General features: G+C 65.5%; 15 protein-coding genes. 1 reads left to right on the top strand and 14 read right to left on the bottom strand.

What is annotated here, in order from left to right; all coding sequences use genetic code 11:
• Positions 1 to 6 precede the first annotated feature (6 nt).
• The 9 genes from ACQ1W9_RS05435 to nrdR all read right to left on the bottom strand — a co-directional run bounded on the left by ACQ1W9_RS05435 (position 7) and on the right by nrdR (position 6,887).
• The gene (locus ACQ1W9_RS05435) at positions 7 to 480 is read right to left on the bottom strand and encodes a phosphatidylglycerophosphatase A family protein (RefSeq protein WP_431025697.1); all 474 of its coding nucleotides are present in this window, start codon (positions 478 to 480) and stop codon (positions 7 to 9) included.
• Positions 477 to 1,448 carry a thiamine-phosphate kinase gene (gene thiL, locus ACQ1W9_RS05430; RefSeq protein WP_431025696.1) on the bottom strand — a complete coding sequence of 324 codons (972 nt, stop codon included), beginning with the start codon at positions 1,446 to 1,448 and terminating at the stop codon, positions 477 to 479. Before thiL ends, ACQ1W9_RS05435 begins: the two co-directional genes overlap by 4 nt.
• 12 nt (positions 1,449 to 1,460) lie before the next feature.
• Positions 1,461 to 1,967 (bottom strand): transcription antitermination factor NusB, encoded by a 507-nt coding sequence (nusB, locus tag ACQ1W9_RS05425; RefSeq protein ID WP_431025695.1) that lies wholly within the window; start codon positions 1,965 to 1,967, stop codon positions 1,461 to 1,463.
• The gene (gene ribH / locus ACQ1W9_RS05420; protein WP_146804564.1) at positions 1,964 to 2,446 is read right to left on the bottom strand and encodes a 6,7-dimethyl-8-ribityllumazine synthase; all 483 of its coding nucleotides are present in this window, start codon (positions 2,444 to 2,446) and stop codon (positions 1,964 to 1,966) included. The genes nusB and ribH overlap by 4 nt, the downstream gene beginning before the upstream one ends.
• Before the next feature lie 90 nt (positions 2,447 to 2,536).
• Positions 2,537 to 3,712, bottom strand: coding sequence for a bifunctional 3,4-dihydroxy-2-butanone-4-phosphate synthase/GTP cyclohydrolase II (gene ribBA, locus ACQ1W9_RS05415; RefSeq protein ID WP_431025694.1), 1,176 nt, complete (start codon positions 3,710 to 3,712; stop codon positions 2,537 to 2,539).
• Between the two features lie 265 nt (positions 3,713 to 3,977).
• Positions 3,978 to 4,445: a transposase gene (locus ACQ1W9_RS05410; RefSeq protein ID WP_431025693.1), complete on the bottom strand. Its 468-nt coding sequence runs from the start codon at positions 4,443 to 4,445 to the stop codon at positions 3,978 to 3,980.
• 48 nt (positions 4,446 to 4,493) lie between these two features.
• Entirely contained in the window at positions 4,494 to 4,955 is a 462-nt protein-coding gene (locus tag ACQ1W9_RS05405; RefSeq protein ID WP_431025692.1) for an IS110 family transposase, read from the bottom strand.
• 307 nt (positions 4,956 to 5,262) lie between these two features.
• Positions 5,263 to 6,393, bottom strand: a complete 1,131-nt coding sequence (gene ribD / locus ACQ1W9_RS05400) for a bifunctional diaminohydroxyphosphoribosylaminopyrimidine deaminase/5-amino-6-(5-phosphoribosylamino)uracil reductase RibD (RefSeq protein ID WP_431025691.1) — start codon at positions 6,391 to 6,393, stop codon at positions 5,263 to 5,265.
• Positions 6,394 to 6,410: 17 nt separating this feature from the next.
• Entirely contained in the window at positions 6,411 to 6,887 is a 477-nt protein-coding gene (nrdR, locus tag ACQ1W9_RS05395) for a transcriptional regulator NrdR (protein WP_431025690.1), read from the bottom strand.
• Positions 6,888 to 6,978: 91 nt separating this feature from the next.
• Here nrdR and dsbG point away from each other — a divergent pair, with 91 nt between their 5' ends.
• On the top strand, positions 6,979 to 7,734 hold the full coding sequence (gene dsbG, locus ACQ1W9_RS05390) for a thiol:disulfide interchange protein DsbG (protein ID WP_431025689.1): 756 nt from the start codon (positions 6,979 to 6,981) through the stop codon (positions 7,732 to 7,734).
• A 53-nt stretch (positions 7,735 to 7,787) separates the two neighbouring features.
• Here dsbG and ACQ1W9_RS05385 read toward each other — a convergent pair whose 3' ends face one another.
• The 5 genes from ACQ1W9_RS05385 to ACQ1W9_RS05365 all read right to left on the bottom strand — a co-directional run bounded on the left by ACQ1W9_RS05385 (position 7,788) and on the right by ACQ1W9_RS05365 (position 18,165).
• On the bottom strand, positions 7,788 to 8,192 hold the full coding sequence (locus ACQ1W9_RS05385) for a DUF6691 family protein (protein ID WP_431025688.1): 405 nt from the start codon (positions 8,190 to 8,192) through the stop codon (positions 7,788 to 7,790).
• Complete coding sequence (locus ACQ1W9_RS05380; RefSeq protein ID WP_431025687.1) at positions 8,189 to 8,665, bottom strand: YeeE/YedE family protein; 477 nt, start codon at positions 8,663 to 8,665, stop codon at positions 8,189 to 8,191. Before ACQ1W9_RS05380 ends, ACQ1W9_RS05385 begins: the two co-directional genes overlap by 4 nt.
• Before the next feature lie 21 nt (positions 8,666 to 8,686).
• A complete protein-coding gene (locus tag ACQ1W9_RS05375; RefSeq protein ID WP_431025686.1) occupies positions 8,687 to 9,562 on the bottom strand; it encodes an MBL fold metallo-hydrolase in 876 nt (291 codons plus the stop codon).
• Between the two features lie 357 nt (positions 9,563 to 9,919).
• Complete coding sequence (locus ACQ1W9_RS05370) at positions 9,920 to 12,967, bottom strand: DUF5801 repeats-in-toxin domain-containing protein (RefSeq protein WP_431025685.1); 3,048 nt, start codon at positions 12,965 to 12,967, stop codon at positions 9,920 to 9,922.
• A 536-nt stretch (positions 12,968 to 13,503) separates the two neighbouring features.
• Entirely contained in the window at positions 13,504 to 18,165 is a 4,662-nt protein-coding gene (locus tag ACQ1W9_RS05365; protein ID WP_431025684.1) for a beta strand repeat-containing protein, read from the bottom strand.
• Positions 18,166 to 18,498: the final 333 nt, after the last annotated feature.

Genomic DNA, 18,498 nt, shown 5'->3' with positions numbered 1-18,498 from the left:
ATCTGGCTAGTGGAGCCAGAGCCAGAGATGGATGGTACCCCAGGCATAGAGCCCCGCCATCACATCATCGATCATGATGCCGAAGCCCCCCGCCACCCGGCGGTCGGCCCAACGAATCGGCCAGGGCTTGAAGACATCGAAGATACGGAAAATGATAAACCCCCACAGCGCCGCTTCCCAGGAGAAGGGCACCGCGGTCATGGTGATCCAGTAGCCGACGAACTCGTCCCAGACGATCCCGGAGTGGTCATGCACCCCCAGGTCGTTGGAGGTCTTCTCGCAGAGCCAGACCCCGATCACGAAGGTCACGGCGATGATCAGCAGATACCAGGTCAGCGGCAGGTCGGCCATCAGCCAGTAGAAGGGGATCGCCGCCAGGGTGCCGAAGGTGCCGGGGGCCCAGGGCACCGCCCCGCTGCCCAGGCCGAAGGCCAGGAAGTGGGTGGGGCGGCGCCAGACGCTGGCCGGCGCCCGGTTCATTTCCGGCCTCCCGGGAAGTGCTGCCAGCCACCCTTGCCGTCGAGGGCCACGCCGCGCAGGCCGGGGGCCGCCTCGCAGCCCCCGATCACCGTCAGCGGCAGGGCCAGCTCGGCCAGGCGTCGCCGGGTTTCCGCGAGCCGCTCCGGAGGGATCGCCAACAGCAGCTCATAGTCGTCGCCACCGCTAAGCGCCGCATCGCGGGCGCCCTGGGTACCCAAGGCTTCCACCAGCCCGTCTGCCAGGGGCAGGGCCTCGGGCTCCAGGGTGGCACCGACGCCGGAGGCCTCGAGCAGATGACCGAGATCGGCCAGCAGGCCGTCGGAGAGATCGATGGCGGCACTGGCCAGGCCACGCAGGGCCAGGCCCGCCGCCAGCCGCGGCTGGGGCAGCAGATAGGCGCGCAGCAGCGGATGCGCGAGGTCCCGCTCGCCGGCCTGCCAGGCCTCGAGGCCGCCATGGGCGCCACCCAGGGTGCTGGTCACGGCCAGCAGATCACCGGGACGGGCACCACTGCGGCGCAGCGCCTCACCGGGAGGCACCTCGCCATGCACGGTGACGCCGATGGCCAACTGGCCACGGGTCACGTCGCCGCCCACCAGGCTGATCTCGGCGGATTCGCAGAGGGCGTGGAAGCCGGCGGCGAAGTCCGCCAGCCAGGCATCATCGGCCTCGGCCAGGGTCAGCGACATCAGGCACCAGCGCGGCTTGGCGCCCATGGCGGCCAGGTCGCTGAGGCTGACCGCCAGGGCGCGATGACCGATGGCCGCGGGGGGCGCCGCGGCGGGGAAGTGCACTTCGGCGACCGAGGTATCGACGCTGACGGCGAGCTGCTGCCCCGGGGACGGCGCCAGCAGGGTGCAATCGTCGCCCACGCCCAGCACCACCCCGGGGTCCCGGGCGGGACGCCGAAAGTGGCGGGCGATCAGTTCGAATTCGCTGGGCGCGGCGATGGCTGGGTGATATCGCATGGGCGAGGCACCTCAGCGGCGAGCGCGGACCTCGGCCGAGCGCAGCCGCCCGGCGAGCTTGTCGAGGATACCGTTGATGTACTTGTGGCCGTCGGTGGCGCCGAAGGACTTGGCCAGCTCGACGCCCTCGTTGATCACCGCCCGATAGGGCACCTCCAGGCGGCGGGAGAGCTCATAGGTCCCCAGACGCAGGATCGCCAGTTCGATGGGATCCACCTCCTCGATACGCCGATCGAGCAGGGGCGCCAGGCTGGCGTCCAGCTCGGCCTTGAAGCGCACCACGCCGTGCAGCAGCTCGTGGAAGAGCGCCAGGTCGGCGATCTCCATAACCTTGTGCCAGTTCTCGTGGTCTTCCAGGTCGTCGTCGGCGACCTGGCTGCGGAACTCCGCCTCCACGGCAGTGATCGACTTGCCGGTCAGCTGCCACTGATAGATGCCCTGCACCGCCAGCTCGCGGGCGGCGTGGCGACTCTGCTGGGCCTTGGAGGGCGGACGCTGGCCGCCGCGGGGTGCGCTCATGCCTCACCCCCGAAGCGCTTGAGCAGCGAGACCATCTCCATGGCCGCCATGGCCGCCTCGGCGCCCTTGTTGCCGGCCTTGGTGCCGGAGCGCTCGATGGCCTGCTCGATGGAGTTGACGGTGAGCACGCCGTTGGCGACGGGGGTATCGAATTCCAGTTGCAGGTTACCCAGCGCCGCGTTGCAGCCACCGGCCACGTATTCGAAGTGAGGGGTGCCGCCGCGGATCACCGCGCCGAGGGCGATCACCGCATCGGGGCGCACCACCTGCAGGGCCCGCTTCACCGCCAGCGGCAGCTCCCAGGCGCCCGGCACATGGACGATATCGATATTGTCGGCGTCCACGCCATGCCGAGTCAGGCTGTCCACGGCGCCGTCCACCAGGCTATCCACCACATGGTGGTTGAAACGGCCCACCACGATGACGTAGCGGCCATCGACATCGGTGAAACTGCCTTCGACTTGGGAGATCGCTTGCATGCTTGCTTTTCCTGCTTGATCGCTAGGGCGCCGGATGGCGCCTACCGGCGGGCCGGGGCCCACCACTGTTGATAGTTGGCCGGGACCGCCTCAGGGACCGACCCGCTCCACCACTTCCAGATCGAAGCCCGACAGGGCCGAGAACTTCCACGGCGAGCTGAGCAGACGCATCTGCCCCACGCCCAGGTAGCGCAGGATCTGCGAGCCGGTGCCGATGGTCAGGTAGTTGCCGGCCCCGTCGGAGTCGCTGCTGCGCGGCGCCCGCTTGCGCTCCAGCAGGATATCCAGCTGATCCTTGAGGTCCTGGTGGGGACGACCGTCGTCGAGCAGCACGAAGACGCCATTCTCGGCGGCGGCCACCTCGGCCAGGGCGGCACTGGCGGTCCAGCTCTGACTCTCCGGCTTGGCCAGGGTCAGCAGGTCGCGCAGGGTATCGGCCAGATGCACCCGCACCGTGGTGGGCGTGTCCGGATGGGGGTGGCCCTTGACCAGGGCCAGGTGATGGGCGCCCTGGATGCTGTCGCGGAACACATGCAGGCTCAGTTCGCCGAAGGCGGTGGTGACCGGGGTCACCTCCAGGTGGTCCACGGTATGCTCGTTATGGATGCGGTAGTGGATCAGATCGGCGATGGTGCCCATCTTGATGCCATGCTCGGCGGCGAAACGCTCCAGCTCCGGGCGGCGCGCCATGCTGCCGTCCTCGTTCATCACCTCGCAGATCACGCCGCTCGGCTCGAGGCCGGCCATGGCGGCCAGGTCGCAGGCCGCCTCGGTGTGACCGGCACGGCGCAGCACGCCGCCGGGCTCGGCCATCAGCGGGAAGATATGCCCCGGCTGAACGATATCCTCGGCCTTGGCATCGCGGGCCGCGGCCGCCTGGACGGTGCGCGCCCGATCGGCGGCGGAGATCCCGGTGGTCACGCCCTCGGCGGCCTCGATGGAGAGGGTGAACTTGGTACCGAAGCCGGAACCGTTGTCGCTGACCATCAGCGGCAGCTTGAGCCGCTCGCAGCGTTCCCGGGTCATCGGCAGGCAGATCAGGCCACGGGCGTGCCGTGCCATGAAGTTGATATGCTCGGCCTTCACCTTCTCGGCGGCCATGATGATATCGCCTTCGTTCTCGCGATCCTCATCATCCATCAGGATGACCATCTTGCCCTGGCGAATGTCCTCGACCAGGGCCTCGATGCTGGCCAGCCCGGTAGTGGGCTCGGCGGCCTGAGCGGCGGATTCTGGGGAAGCCGAATCCTGGGAAGAGTGCGCCATGGGATCTCCGAATATCTAGGTATGCCGGGCGTCGCCACCAGGCGACGATCGCGTTGCCAAACACCAACGCCCGCATCGGGTCGGCGCTCAGGGTACCTTGGTCGAACGCCAGGCGCTAGTCCAAGGCCGACCCGTCCGCGACCTAGTCAGCCTGCCGCCAAAGCGCCCTTGGCGCTCAGGGACGCTCTCGGGTCGAACGCCAGGCGCTAGTCCAAGGCCGACCCGTCCCGTAGATACCGTCTCTCGATACCGGCTGCAAGGGGGCTTATGCCCCTTGCGGCCGATATTCGCTCTGCGACTTCAACACGCCATAGGCGAGGTGCACCAGCTTTCGCATGGCCGCCCCCAGCGCCGACAGCGAGGGCTTGCCACGCGCCTTGAGGCGCGCGTACTGGTCGCTGATATCGGGGTTGCGACGGATGGCCACCACCGCCCCCATGTAAAGCTTCCGGCGGATGCCGGGCGCCCCGGCCTTGGACAGGCGCGACCGCAACTTCACCGAGGTCCCCGACTCCTCCAATACCGGCACCAGGCCCAGGAAGGCCGCGGCCTGGCGAGCACTGCGGAAATCCCGGCTGCGTAGCGTCGCCACCAAGCGCGCCGACAGCGCCGGCCCGATGCCGGGGATGCTCTTCAGCAAAGCGCGATCCCGCTTCAGCGGCGGGTGGGCGTCGAAGTGGTCGTCGATCGCCTGGCGCAGGCGCCGCGCCTCGCTCTCCAGGGCCGCCAGCATGTGGCCGATCGACTCGGCGGCCTTGGCATCCTGGTTGAATTGGGCCTTCTACAGGCGGTTACGTTCGCGCTGCAGATCGTCTTCCACGGTCTCCAGCCGGTTGATGAGACGCTTGAGTTCCCGCACCTCGGGCGGTTCCGGCTGCCACGGCCGGGGCTTCCGCTCGATCCCGTAGCGCGCCACGATCATGCTGTCCTTGCGATCGGTCTTGCTGCGAACGCCCATGCCCTTGGCGTGGTGGCGCACCTGGGCCGGGTTCAGCACATAGACGGTGACACCCGCCTTATGCAGCCAGTACGCCAGTGGCTCATGGTAGATGCTCGTGGCCTCCAGATAGACATGCAGCTCATCGGCCGCCTCGCCGGTCTGCCTGACGAGCCAGTCGAGCAGCCCCGGATAGTCCTGATGACGGTTGGAGAAGACCTTGGTCTTGACCTTGCCCTTGTCCAGGTCGCGCACCCACAGGCAGTCGAGTTTCTGCTTGCTGACGTCAATACCGATATGTGCCATCTCGTTGTCTTGCCTTGTTCGTACAGCCTCTCTCGTCCATGCGAGGGGCGTTGGATACCGTTCAAACTGGTGAGATCAAGGAGCCTGGAGGGGCCCATCTACGATGCAGGGTCAATGCCCATCAGGAGCTGGACGGGTTACCCTCCAGGCCAGTGAGGCGGTGGTAGCTAATCACCTCCTCTCGAGAGACACAAGGAGCTGGCTTTAGCCGGCGATTTGCCCAATCTCATCGCCTGCTGAAGCAGGCTCCTGCCACCCCGGTGACGGCCCACACCGCGGGAGCTGGCTTTGGCCGCGGCCCTACACTTCAGGAGGCCGTCTTGGGCCGGGCGGTAATCCGCCAATCCTTGCCGATGGCGCGGATATCGAGGATCTCCAGGGGGCGCTGCTGGGCCATGCGCTCCAGGCCCGGCAACTGGAACAGGGGCCGCGCCTCGCCGCCCAGCAGGGTCGGCGCCATAAAGAGCTGCAACTCATCCACCAGCTCGGCATCGAGCATGGCCCCGGCCAGGGTGGCACCGGTTTCCAATAGTACCTCGTTGACCTCCTCGGCGGCGGCCAGGTGACGCAGCAGGGCGGCCAGATCGACCCGGCCGCCCTCCCCCGCCGGCAACACCCGCACCTCGGCGCCGACGGCTTCCAGCCGCTCACGCCGCTCGGCATCCTCGCTGCAGGTGGCCACCAGGGTCCGTCCCGGCTCACGCAGGCAGGCCGCCGCCTCGGGCAGGCGTAGCCGGGAATCCACCACCACCCGCAATGGCTGGCGCTCGGCAATCGTTTCGGCGTCCTCGAGTCCCAACTGATCGGCACGCACCGTCAGCCGGGAGTTATCGATGATGATCGACTCCACCCCGGTCATCACCGCGCTGGACTGGGCGCGCAGCCGCTGCACCGCGGATCTCGCCTGGGGGCCGGTGATCCATTGGGACTCCCCGGAGCGCATGGCGGTGCGCCCGTCCAGGCTCATGGCCATCTTGAGGCGCACATGGGGCCGCCCCTCGCTCATGCGCAGGATAAACCCCGGATTGAGCGCCCGGGCCTCGGCCTCCAGCACGCCGCACGCCACCTCGATGCCCGCCTCGCGCAGGATGGCGAACCCCTGGCCGGCCACCCGGGGGTTGGGGTCCTGCATGGCGGCCACCACCCGGGCGACCCCCGCATCAACCAGGGCCCGGGCACAGGGTCCGGTACGCCCCTGATGGGCGCAGGGCTCCAGGGTCACATAGGCGGTGGCACCCCGGGCCGCCTCGCCGGCCTCCCGCAATGCCAGGATCTCGGCATGGGGCTCACCGGCGCGCGCGTGGAACCCCTCCCCCACCCGACGCTGCGCCTTGACCAGCACGCAGCCGACGCGGGGATTGGGGTGGGTGGTGTAGCGGCCGCGACGCGCCAGGGTCAGGGCGCGAGCCATCCACTGCTCGGGGGTCGGCGTCGTCATGAGACTCCTTGGGAAAATCAGTCGTCGTGGGGCGGGAAGTGCGGTTCCTGGGCCAGGCGATCGATCTCGGCGCGGAACTCATCGAGATCCTGGAAGCGGCGGTAGACGGAGGCGAAGCGGATATAGGCCACCTGATCGAGGCGCTTGAGGGCCTGCATCACTTCCTCGCCGATATCCCGGGCCTGGATCTCCCGCTCGCCGCGGGCACGCAGCCGCTGGCGGATACGCTCCACGGCGGCCTCCATGGACTCGGCGCTGACCGGGCGTTTCTCCAGCGCCCGCAGCATGCCGGCACGCAGCTTGGCCTCGTCGAAACTCTCCCGGGAGCCGTCCGTCTTGATCACCCGGGGCATCACCAGCTCGGCGGTCTCGTAGGTGGTGAAGCGCTCGCCGCAGGCCGTGCACTGGCGGCGGCGACGCACCTGGTCGCCCTCCACCACCAGGCGGGAGTCGGTGACCTTGGTGTCATGGGCACCGCAGAAGGGACAATGCATGGCTGGGTTCCGGGATTTACTATGGGCTGGGTTGCGTCCTATTGTAGCGATTCGCCGATATCACGCCCAGCTACCCGCCCCCGGAGTCACCATGTTCCCCCGAGCCCTGCTACTCGGCGCCACCCTGGTCACCACCAGCCTGACCGCCGGGGCCGATACGCTGCCCGCCCCCATCGCCGCCCTGGAACACCAGGGGCTGACCATCCACGGCAGCTTCGACGCGCCCGATGGCCTCACCGGTTATGCCGGCAGCTACCAGGGACGGGAATTCGCCGCCTACCTCCTGCCCGACGGCGAGCATGTGATCGTCGGCACCCTGCAGGACGGCGAGGGCAATGACCTGAGCGCCGCGCCCCTGGAGCGCCTGGTGCGCGCGCCCCAGGACGCCCAGACCTGGGCGGAGCTCGAGGCCAGCACCTGGATCGCCGACGGCAGCGATGACGCCGAGCGCATCGTCTACACCTTTACCGACACCCGCTGCCCCTACTGCCAGGCCTTCTGGGAGCAGACCCGCCCCTGGGTGGAGGCCGGCGAGGTGCAACTGCGCCATATCATGGTGGGGGTATTGAGCAGCCAGAGTCCGCGGGAGGCGATCGCCCTGCTGGCCAGCGGTGACCCCAGCGCCGCCCTGGCCGACCATCAGGCCGGCGGCGAGATCGCCCCCCTGGAGCGACTGCCCCGGGACCTGGAAGAGGCCCTCTACGAAAATCAGCAACTGATGCATGGCCTGGGCATCATGGCCACCCCCGGCATTCTCTACCGCCAGGGCGAGCTGGTGGAGATGGCTCAGGGCCTGCCGGCCGATGATGCGCTGGACCGGGTGATGGGCTCACCGCGGCCGGAGTAGATCGGATAAGTTCGACGGGCGCCTCTGGCCACGATCGCGGAGGCGTTTTTGGCCTACGCCAGTCGCCGGGCCAGGAACCACCCCGCCAGCATGGCCAGCAGCATGGCCGCCAGCGGCATGGTCAGGCCGCCGAGAGAGGCGAAGGCGGGCCCCGGGCAGTAGCCGGAGAGCCCCCAGCCGATACCGAACAGCGCCGAGCCAGCGATCAGCCGGGCATCGATGTCCTGGCGGGTGGGCAGCCGGAAGGCATTACCCACCAGCGGTGCCCCCCGACGCCACACCAGCCGGTAGCCGATAAAGGTGGTAAGCACGGCACCGCCCAGCACGAACATCAGGGTCGGGTCCCAGGCCCCGGCGATATCCAGGAAGCCCAGCACCCGGGCCGGGTCGGTCATGCCGGAGATGGCCAGGCCCAGGCCGAACAGCAGCCCGGCGATATAACCCATGATCGCCTTCATGCACCACCTCCCAGCAGATGCCGGACCCCGTAGACGGTGACCATGGCCATGACCAGGAAGGTCAGGGTCGCCACCAGCGAACGCGCAGAGAGCCGCGACAGGCCGCAGACCCCATGGCCACTGGTGCAGCCGCTGCCGATCCCGGTCCCCAGCCCCACCAGCAGGCCGGCGACGATCATCAGGCCGACACCCCCGGCAGGGGCACCGATCACCGCGCCCGTGGCATCCACGCCGGCCTCCCCCACCACATTACCCAGGCCACCGCCGAGTGCCATCACCAGCAGCGGGCCGCTGATCAGGCCCAGCAGGAAGGTCAGCCGCCAGGCGCTGTCTCCCTTGGGACGCTCGAAGGCCAGGCCGGAGAGAATGCCGCTGATGCCGGCGATTCGCCCCAGACTGCCCATCAACCAGGTGGCGGAGAGGCCAATCAAGATACCCCCCACCAGCCCATGCAGGCTTGCGCTCCAATCCACGTTATCGCTCCTCCTTATCGCTTATCGGAAACGGTTGATCGGCACCTTGAGGTAGACCTGCCCATTGTCCTCGGCGGGGGGCAGTTCGCCGGCGCGCATATTGACCTGCACCGAGGGGATGATCAGCCGCGGCATGCCCAGGCCGGCATCGCGCTCGGTACGCAGGCGCACGAACGCCTCCTCGCCGATGCCCTCATGCACATGAACGTTATGGGCGCGTTGCTCGGCCACCGTGGTCTGGTGCTGATAGGTCTCGCGGCCCGGCGCCTTGTAGTCATGGCAAAGGAACAGGCGGGTCTCGTCGGGCAGCGCCAGGACCTTCTGAATGGAGCGATAGAGGGTACGCGCATCGCCGCCGGGGAAGTCGCAGCGGGCGGTGCCGTAATCGGGCATGAAGAGGGTATCGCCGACGAAGGCGGCATCGCCGATCACATAGGTGAGACAGGCCGGGGTATGCCCCGGGGTATGCAGGACCCGCCCCTCGAGATGGCCGATGGCGAAGGTGTCGCCCTCCTCGAAGAGACGGTCGAACTGGCTGCCGTCGCGGGCGAACTCGCTGCCGGCGTTGAAGGCCTTGCCGAAGATCTCCTGTACCTCGGTAATCCGCGCACCGATAGCGGTCTGGCCACCCAGGGCATCCAGCAGATAGGGCGCCGCGGAGAGGTGATCGGCATGCACATGGGTCTCGAGGATCCACTCGACGGTGAGGCCGCGCGCCCGCACGAAGTCGACGATCTCGTTGGCGGAGCGCACCTCGGTGCGACCGGCGGCATAGTCGAAGTCGAGCACCGAGTCAATAATGGCGCAGGCCGGGCCGTCAGGGTCCCGCACCACATAGCTGAAGGTGTTGGTGGGCTCGTCGAAAAACGGCGTCACGACGGGTTGGGGTACGGACATCGCTGTCACCTCCACTCACTGGGTCGCACTTTCGCAATATGGGTGCAGCATACCGGCAAAAATATTATAAATTTATAGCATTTTTGAATACCACGAGTCACTCTCCTCAAGATCAGTGATAGCAGAGGACATGGCCACACCGCCGGTATCACCGGCCACTCATACGTAGAAGGCGTCCTCCGCGCCAGGGGATACCTCAAACGCGACGACCGCGGCTGACTACTTCGGCTTGCAGGTACTGATACGAGCAACCGACAGGCCGGGCAGCGCCAGTCTGGCGCGCAACGCAACGGGCCGACCCGCGAAACGCGAGCCGGCCCGACCAGGTGGCGTCATGGATCGACCGAGAGGTCCGGCCTAGAGCAGGCTGTCCTCTATGGTGATCACACCATTGTCGTTACCGTCGATAGAGAAGGCGAAGGTATCGCCAACCGCATCGTCGTCGCCATCCGTCGCCTCGACGGTGACCGTTCCCTCGATATCCGGAATATCGGCGAAGGTGAAGGCGACGATTTCCGGGATACGGAAGCCATTGTCCGTCGCGTCATGGATAAGGATGATCTGATCGACCTCACCTTCCGGCACGAACTCGACCTCCTGGACGGCATTGCCCTTGGGAAGGGTGAAGGTCACTTCACTGAAACTCACGAAGTCGCCATCCTTATAGCCCGCCATCTTGAGGGTGAGATCGGCGCCCGGGGAGCCCGTTCCGCCCTGAACGATAAACCTGACGCCGGCGACCCCTTCCATGAAGTTGAGCGCCAGGCCCTCGCCGAAATCGAACTGATTGTCGGCCAGTGCGGCGCCCTTGTTGCTGATATTGATGTCGTCGAGCGCGGCGTCTGGATCACCGATCTCCTTATCGCCATCGAGGTAGGTCTGCCGCAGGTTCGTCGTGTCGTTCGGATCGGTGAAGAGGAACCCATCCAGTGTCACGATCGGATCGGCCGGCGACTCCGGCAGGTCGATCTCCTCCACCGGCCCGCCGGGGGTGGTGGTGTCCTCGATCAACGCCTCCTCGACGAGGGGCCTGTCGATCAGCACCTTCGCCGTGTAGCTACCCGTGCCCGACCCATCGACGGCCACCTCGAAGAAGTCGCCGAACTCGCTGCTGTTCAGGGTCAACAGCATGCCATCAGCCGAGATGCTGCCGGTTATCGTGCCCAGGGTCGGATCGAGCTCGGGGGCGACGGTGAAGTCGGTGATTTCGAAGGAGCCCGCCCCGTCGGCGCCATAGTCGAGGAACCCCGAGTCGCTGAACGAGGCGTCCTCGATAAACGCCAGTATCGGAGTGTCCTTGATCTCCGGCGAGATGACCGGGCCATCGTCACGGAAGCCCAGCGCGGTGGAGATATCCACCAGCAGTGAGGCGCTGTCGGCGTCGCCGTCCGTCGCCGTGGCGGTCAGCCCGATCTTGCCTTCGGCCAGCGTGATCAGCTCATTATGGTCGTTCGGAATCGGATCGTTCGGATGAACGACCGCCCGGCTCTGGTCGAGGGTGACCATGCCGGCCCCGTCGACGCTGACCCGGAACACCTCGTCGTCGTCGCTGTTCCTGCCGACGATATCCCCGCCCTCCTCGGCGAGCATGACCACCTGACCGGTCAGCGTATCCACCAGGCCGCTGGCGGCATCGGTCACCGAGAGCGCATAGCTCAGGCCGCCGCCGGCCGCCGGGCCATCGGCGCCGAAGCTCGGCGCGAAGATCCCGGAAAAGTCCTGGGTGTCATCGGTAGCAAAGTCGCTTTCGTCCACCTCGAGGTCCGGCAGCGCACCGCCGGCGTTGACTTCCGGGGTATCGTCATCGACGTCGATGGCGATGGAGCCATCGGCAGAATCATTGTCGCCGTCGCTGACCCGGTAACCCACGGTGAACTGCTGATTGTTCTCGTCACCACCCGCGGCGTGCTTGATCGCCGCGTTCTGGGTGACGGTGTAATTGCCATCGGCATCGACGGTCAGGGTCAGCACCACGCCACCGCCATCCTGGGAAATCTCCAGGTCGGGGCCGTTCAGCGCATAGCTGAAGCCCGCCGGGGCGCCACTGGTCAGCCACACGAAGCCGCCGGGGCCATCCGCGCCGAAGTCATGTCCGAGGGTGCCAGAGACATTCTCGGCATCCGTGTCGTCCCCTACCCCGCCGGGATTGCCGCCAGCCAGGGCGTCGTCATCGAGCTTCACGGTCGGGTTGGCGGCCACCATGGGCCCGTCATCGTCGAACTCCAGAGTGATGGCATCCGCGTCACTTAGCGTATTGATATCGGCAAGCGCCACGCCACCGATATTGAACCTGGCATTTCCCTCCCCGCCGTTCTCCACCTTGAAGCGGTTATGCTCGCCGTCGGTCTCGAAGGTGATGACGTCGTTATTGGTGATGCCCGTGACCTCCACGGTACCACTGGAATCGGTAGTAAAGGCCACCGCCACGTCGTTGACATAGACGGCGGTAATCGTGATGACGGCGTCGTCGGCAATGCCCGGAATAAAGCCGGTGCCCTCCTCCTGCTCGGTCATAAGCGCGGTGAGATGAACCGTCGCGGTGGTATTGCCCGGGCCCACCTTGACGATGGTCACCGAACCTTCCGTAGCCGACTGCAACGATTCGAACTGGATATTTTCCGTGTTGCTGGCCTCGGGCCCGGAGAGGTCAGGGACCAGGAAGTCCGGGTCCATCATGTTGACATAGGTGACGACCAACCCCTCGCCGGCATTGATGTTGTTGCTGTTGGCGGCAAGCGAGGTGGGCTCGTTATTGGACTGGCTGCTGTTTACGGTCTCGCCTTCGCTGCGGCCGGTAACCACGATGGCGACTGCATCAGGATCTGACGGGTCTTCAGGATTGCTGCTGAACGCCATAAAGTCGTTGTTCCCCGAAGGCGCGCCATCGAAACTGAAATCGATCGTATCCTCCACGGTGACATTGACGAAGAGGTCCTCCAGCGCCACGGTATCATCCGGGTCCGTGTCGTCGAGGTGCTGCTTGGGCAGGTAGTCCAGGAGATAGACGTCGGACGAGGTGCCGTCCTCGCTCGGCACGATCACCGCGATAAAGGCGATATGGTCGCCTGTGGCCCCGACGGTCCCGATCAGTACCTTGTCGTCGTTCGGATCGGTATTGAGCGTTACCGTTTCGTAGTTACCGGTGTCGGGGTTGAGCGCCTTCAGGTTACTGACGAGGTCGTCGATGGGGGTGCCATCCGCGTCCGCCGCCCAGCCGATGGTCGTGAGTCCTTCCGGTGTACTGATCATCTCCGCCTTGAAGGCGAGGTTCGCGGGTGTGCCGAATAGGCTGTAGAGGTCGGAAAACAGCGTCTCCCCGTCGGCGACGGAGATATCATCATCCTGCTCGCTGGGGCTTTCGTCGACCTTGATGGGACTCGTGACTTCCAGGATATCTTCTGACATGGTTTTTCTCCCACAGCCACTCAGGTTAGCGATAATGATCTGACTCATCTCCTGGCCCGGAGTCTTTCCGACGGAACCACCATCCCATGCATTACGGCCCCGACTTCCTCCCCGGCGGCCCGGCCCGGAGTATCGATAATCGACGTGACGATATCGTTCAACAAAGGAGTCGATCACACATATAAAACTTAGCCATACCACCGCCATTTACTTATCAATTACACAAGAAAACAGAATCAATTATCTGCCATCGGAAACACGAGAAAGCCCCATAAAACAATATGCCAATATATTGGACAAGCTCGTACTCAAGGCATGAGTTTTCTCATACTTCGAAACGCGGGCCCGTCGAGTGCGCTCGTTAACGTGCGTTTGCGGCCCATAGATGAGTTCCGGCAGTTATCGCCTCCCTGGGCGACGATCCGGTCGGGAAGTCCCGGCCTGGCACATAACGCAACGGGCCGACCCGCGCGATGCAGATCGGCCTGAGTCAGTTGATGAGGCGGGCCCACCGGATGGCAGGCCCGCGTCTTGGCTTAGAGCAAGGAGTCGGAGTCCACGGAGGACGTATTCATCTCCATCGCGGCGCCCTCGTCGAAGTCCACGGAGAAGGTGTCCGCCGCGGTGTCTTGGTCGTCGTCCTCGAGCGTTGCGGTGAAGTTCAACTCGAGGGAGTCCGGATCGAACTGCTCCGAGGTGGTGAACTCGATCACCGGGATCTTGATGGTCCCACTGCCCATGAACAGTTGCACCGCGTCGATGTCGTTGGGGCCTTCGGGATCACCGATCATGAAGCTGACCTGACCACCCGCTTCCGGTGAAAGCATATCCTCCGTGACGAGGACCGGATCGCCCACCGCGTTTCCGTCCGCGTCGTAGACTCGGTAGTAGAGCTCTTCGGGAGGGTTGTCATAACCACCCACCGAGTTGTCGATGAAGACCGTGACGCTGCTCACGTTGAAACCGGTCGGGTCGATAACGAAGCTCTCATCGACCTTGCCACCATTCGTCACATTTCCGTCGATGCCCGAGTCCGCGTTGCCGTCGAAGTTGTTGTTTCCGTTCCCGATGCCGGAGGTGCTGACGTTCATCTCGTCATCGCTCAGGTGGTTGGCTTCCGCTTCGATGAAGGCCTCCGACTCGTTGAGGAAGTCCGAGATAACGCTCGGGTCGGTCGTGGGATCCACCGCGGAGAACACGACCTGGCTGGAATCCAGCAGGGTCAGCGTCCGCACCGGGTCGGGTCCACCGGCATCCAGCGAGCCATCCGCCGTCGATAGCTCGACCTGTTGTCCCGGCGGGACATCGAGGGTGACCATATAGGTGTCATTGTCGAGATCGACATCCAGGGTGAACTCGACCGTTTCGGACTCGCCGTCGCCGTTGAAGTCATCGGTAATGGTCCCCGTCCAGGTCGTATCGGTGACCGACTCCATGAAGGTCACGTTGGCATCCATACTCGATGTCTGGATAAGACCGTTTTCGTCGATCTCATACGAATCGAAGGTGATCGCCAGATCGGCGAGCCCGTCGGCCCCGGGGCCATCGACGAAGGTGCCGGTAGCCTTGGCCGGATCCTCCGACTCCGGCTCCGAATAGGTGCCGGAGGCATCGCCGACGGTAATTGTCGGGCCGTCATCGCCGAAGCGCACGTTGCCGCCGAGGTCGAGCGTCTCGGAGTTGACGCCGCTGGTGTCACCCTCGCTGTCGGTGGTCTCGGCCGAGGCCACCAGCTCGACCAACCCGTCGGCCAGCGCCTGCTCGTCGCTGATGTAGGCGCCGTCGTAGGTGTCGGTCTGGCCGTGGTCGATCACCCCGCTCTGGGTCTGCGTCAGCACGCCCGTGGTGCTATTGAGCGCCAGGGTAAAGATCGTGTTGCCGGCCGCAACCGAGCCCTCGTCCGCGGCGGTCGAGCCCGTGACCAGGGTGCCGTCACCGTTGATGTAGAGGTTGATCGCCTCCCCGCCCGAGGTCAGGCCCGAGGGATCGCCCTCCGACACGCCGGTCGCCAGTTGCAGCGCGTAGTCGATATCCGTCTGCCCGGCGCCGTCGGCCCCGAAGTCGTCCTGATTGCCGATGGTGAAGGCGGTCGAGAAGTCGACCACCGCGACCGTCGGCGAGCCGTTGGTGTCGTCGCCGCTCTCGGTGCCGGTGAAGTTGCCGCCGCTCAGCCCGCCGTCGAAGGTCAGCCCGACCGGGTCGGTCCCGCTCAGTGCCACCGTCGGATCGCCCGGGCCGTCATCGCCGAAGCGCACGTTGCCGCCGAGGTCGAGCGTCTCGGAGTTGACGCCGCTGGTGTCACCCTCGCTGTCGGTGGTCTCGGCCGAGGCCACCAGCTCGACCAACCCGTCGGCCAGCGCCTGCTCATCAACGATATAGGCACCCTCGTACTCGTCAGTCTGGCCGTGGTCGATCACCCCGCTCTGGGTCTGCGTCAGCTCGCCCGTGGTGCCGTTCAGCGCCAGGGTGAAGATCGTGTTGCCGGCGTCGATCGCCCCCTCAGTTCCGGCGGTCGAGCCCGTGACCAGGGTGCCGTCACCGTTGATGTAGAGGTTGATCGCCTCCCCGCCCGAGGTCAGGCCCGAAGCGGTGCCTTCCGCCACCGCGAGCTGCAGCGCGTAGTCGATATCCGTCTGCCCGGCGCCGTCGGCCCCGAAGTCGTCCTGATTGCCGATGGTGAAGGCGGTCGAGAAGTCGACCACCGCGACCGTCGGCGAGCCGTTGGTGTCGTCACCGCTCTCGGTGCCGGTGAAGTTGCCGCCGGTCAGCCCGCCGTCGAAGGTCAGCCCGACCGGGTCGGTCCCGCTCAGCGCCACCGTCGGATCCCCCGGCCCGTCATCGCCGAAGCGCACGTTGCCGCCGAGGTCGAGCGCCTCGGAGTTGACGCCGCTGGTGTCACCCTCGCTGTCGGTGGTCTCGGCCGAGGCCACCAGCTCGACCAACCCGTCGGCCAGCGCCTGCTCATCAACGATATAGGCACCCTCGTACTCGTCAGTCTGGCCGTGGTCGATCACCCCGCTCTGGGTCTGCGTCAGCTCGCCCGTGGTGCCGTTCAGCGCCAGGGTGAAGATCGTGTTGCCGGCGTCGATCGCCCCCTCAGTTCCGGCGGTCGAGCCCGTGACCAGGGTGCCGTCACCGTTGATGTAGAGGTTGATCGCCTCCCCGCCCGAGGTCAGGCCCGAAGCGGTGCCTTCCGCCACCGCGAGCTGCAGCGCGTAGTCGATATCCGTCTGCCCGGCGCCGTCGGCCCCGAAGTCGTCCTGATTGCCGATGGTGAAGGCGGTCGAGAAGTCGACCACCGCGACCGTCGGCGAGCCGTTGGTGTCGTCACCGCTCTCGGTGCCGGTGAAGTTGCCGCCGGTCAGCCCGCCGTCGAAGGTCAGCCCGACCGGGTCGGTCCCGCTCAGCGCCACCGTCGGATCCCCCGGCCCGTCATCGCCGAAGCGCACGTTGCCGCCGAGGTCGAGCGCCTCGGAGTTGACGCCGCTGGTGTCACCCTCGCTGTCGGTGGTCTCGGCCGAGGCCACCAGCTCGACCAACCCGTCGGCCAGCGCCTGCTCATCAACGATATAGGCACCCTCGTACTCGTCAGTCTGGCCGTGGTCGATCACCCCGCTCTGGGTCTGCGTCAGCTCGCCCGTGGTGCCGTTCAGCGCCAGGGTGAAGATCGTGTTGCCGGCGTCGATCGCCCCCTCAGTTCCGGCGGTCGAGCCCGTGACCAGGGTGCCGTCACCGTTGATGTAGAGGTTGATCGCCTCCCCGCCCGAGGTCAGGCCCGAAGCGGTGCCTTCCGCCACCGCGAGCTGCAGCGCGTAGTCGATATCCGTCTGCCCGGCGCCGTCGGCCCCGAAGTCGTCCTGATTGCCGATGGTGAAGGCGGTCGAGAAGTCGACCACCGCGACCGTCGGCGAGCCGTTGGTGTCGTCGCCGCTCTCGGTGCCGGTGAAGTTGCCGCCGGTCAGCCCGCCGTCGAAGGTCAGCCCGACCGGGTCGGTCCCGCTCAGCGCCACCGTCGGATCCCCCGGGCCGTCATCGTCGAACTCCAGGGTAATGGCATCCGCGTCACTTAGCGTATTGATATCGGTAAGTGCCACGCCGCCGATATTGAACCTGGCATTTCCCTCCCCGCCGTTCTCCACCTTGACGCGGTTATGCTCGCCGGCGGTCTCGAAGGTGATGACGTCATTGTTGGTGATGCCCGTGACCTCCACGGTGCCACTGGCATCGGTGGTAAAGGCCACCGCCACGTCGTTGACATAGACGGCGGTAATCTCGACGACAGTGTCGTCGGCAATGCCCGGAATAAAGCCGGTGCCCTCCTCCTGCTCGGTCATAAGCGCGGTAAGATGCACCGTCGCGGTCGTGCCGCCCGGCCCCACCTTGACGATGGTCACCGAGCCTTCCGTGGCGGATTGCAACGATTCGAACTGGATATTTTCCGTGTTGCTGGCCTCGGGCCCGGAGAGGTCAGGGACCAGGAAGTCCGGGTCCATCATGTTGACATAGGTAATGACCAGCCCCTCGCCGGCGTTGATATTGTTGCTGTTGGCGGCGAGCGAGGTGGGCTCGTTATTGGACTTGCTGCTGTTGACGGTCTCGCCTTCGCTGCGGCCGGTGACCACGATCGCCACCCCACCAAGCTCGCCGAAGGCCATGAAATCGTTGTTCCCCGAAGGCGCACCATCGAAGCTGAACTCGAGGGTGTCCTCCACGGTGACATTGACGAAGAGGCCCTCCAGCGCCACGGTATCATCCGGGTCCGTGTCGTCGGGGTGCTGCTTGGGCAGGTAGTCCAGGAGATAGACGTCGGACGAGGTGCCGTCCTCGCTCGGCACGATCACCGCGATAAAGGCGACATTGCCCGACTCCGTCCTCCCGATCAGCACCTTGTCGTCGTTCGGATCGGTATTGAGCGTTACCGTTTCGTAGTTACCGGTGTCGGGGTCGAGCGCCATCAGGTTGCTGACGAGGTCGACGATGGGGGCGCCATCCGCGTCCGCCGCCCAGCCGATGGTCGTGAGTCCGTCCGGGGTGTCAATCATGCCTGCCTTGAAGGCGAGGTTCGCTGGTGTGCCGAATAGGTTGTAGAGGTCGGAAAACAGCGTCTCCCCGTCGGCGACGGAGATATCATCATCCTGCTCGCTGGGGCTTTCGTCGACCTTGATGGAACTCGTGACTTCCAGGATATCTTCTGACATGGTCTTTCTCCCACAGCCACTCAGGTTAGCGATAATGATCTGACTCATCTCCTGGCCCGGAGTCTTTCCGACGGAACCACCATCCCATGCATTACGGCCCCGACTTCCTCCCCGGCGGCCCGGCTCGGAGTATCGATAATCGACGTGACGACATCGTTCGACAAAGGAGTCGATCACACATATAAAACTTAGCCATACCACCGCTATTTACTTATCAATTACACAAGAAAACAGAACCAATTATCTGCTGTCGGAAACACGAGAAACGCCCATAAAACAACATGCCCATATATTGGACAAGCTCGTACTCAAGGCATGAGTTTTCTCATACTT

It is taken from the genome of Halomonas sp. H5, assembly GCF_050613175.1.
Taxonomy (GTDB): Bacteria; Pseudomonadota; Gammaproteobacteria; order Pseudomonadales; family Halomonadaceae; genus Bisbaumannia; species Bisbaumannia salifodinae.
The sequence above is the reverse complement of the archived record's forward strand: the minus strand, read 5'-3'. Positions and strand labels throughout refer to the sequence as shown.

Coding starts and splice junctions, on each gene's coding strand:
- ACQ1W9_RS05435 (WP_431025697.1), bottom strand. CDS start 480: ATGAACCGGGCGCCGGCCAGCGTCTGGCGCCGCCCCACCCACTTCCTG.
- thiL (WP_431025696.1), bottom strand. CDS start 1,448: ATGCGATATCACCCAGCCATCGCCGCGCCCAGCGAATTCGAACTGATC.
- nusB (WP_431025695.1), bottom strand. CDS start 1,967: ATGAGCGCACCCCGCGGCGGCCAGCGTCCGCCCTCCAAGGCCCAGCAG.
- ribH (WP_146804564.1), bottom strand. CDS start 2,446: ATGCAAGCGATCTCCCAAGTCGAAGGCAGTTTCACCGATGTCGATGGC.
- ribBA (WP_431025694.1), bottom strand. CDS start 3,712: ATGGCGCACTCTTCCCAGGATTCGGCTTCCCCAGAATCCGCCGCTCAG.
- ACQ1W9_RS05410 (WP_431025693.1), bottom strand. CDS start 4,445: ATGCTGGCGGCCCTGGAGAGCGAGGCGCGGCGCCTGCGCCAGGCGATC.
- ACQ1W9_RS05405 (WP_431025692.1), bottom strand. CDS start 4,955: ATGGCACATATCGGTATTGACGTCAGCAAGCAGAAACTCGACTGCCTG.
- ribD (WP_431025691.1), bottom strand. CDS start 6,393: ATGACGACGCCGACCCCCGAGCAGTGGATGGCTCGCGCCCTGACCCTG.
- nrdR (WP_431025690.1), bottom strand. CDS start 6,887: ATGCATTGTCCCTTCTGCGGTGCCCATGACACCAAGGTCACCGACTCC.
- dsbG (WP_431025689.1), top strand. CDS start 6,979: ATGTTCCCCCGAGCCCTGCTACTCGGCGCCACCCTGGTCACCACCAGC.
- ACQ1W9_RS05385 (WP_431025688.1), bottom strand. CDS start 8,192: ATGAAGGCGATCATGGGTTATATCGCCGGGCTGCTGTTCGGCCTGGGC.
- ACQ1W9_RS05375 (WP_431025686.1), bottom strand. CDS start 9,562: ATGTCCGTACCCCAACCCGTCGTGACGCCGTTTTTCGACGAGCCCACC.
- ACQ1W9_RS05370 (WP_431025685.1), bottom strand. CDS start 12,967: ATGTCAGAAGATATCCTGGAAGTCACGAGTCCCATCAAGGTCGACGAA.
- ACQ1W9_RS05365 (WP_431025684.1), bottom strand. CDS start 18,165: ATGTCAGAAGATATCCTGGAAGTCACGAGTTCCATCAAGGTCGACGAA.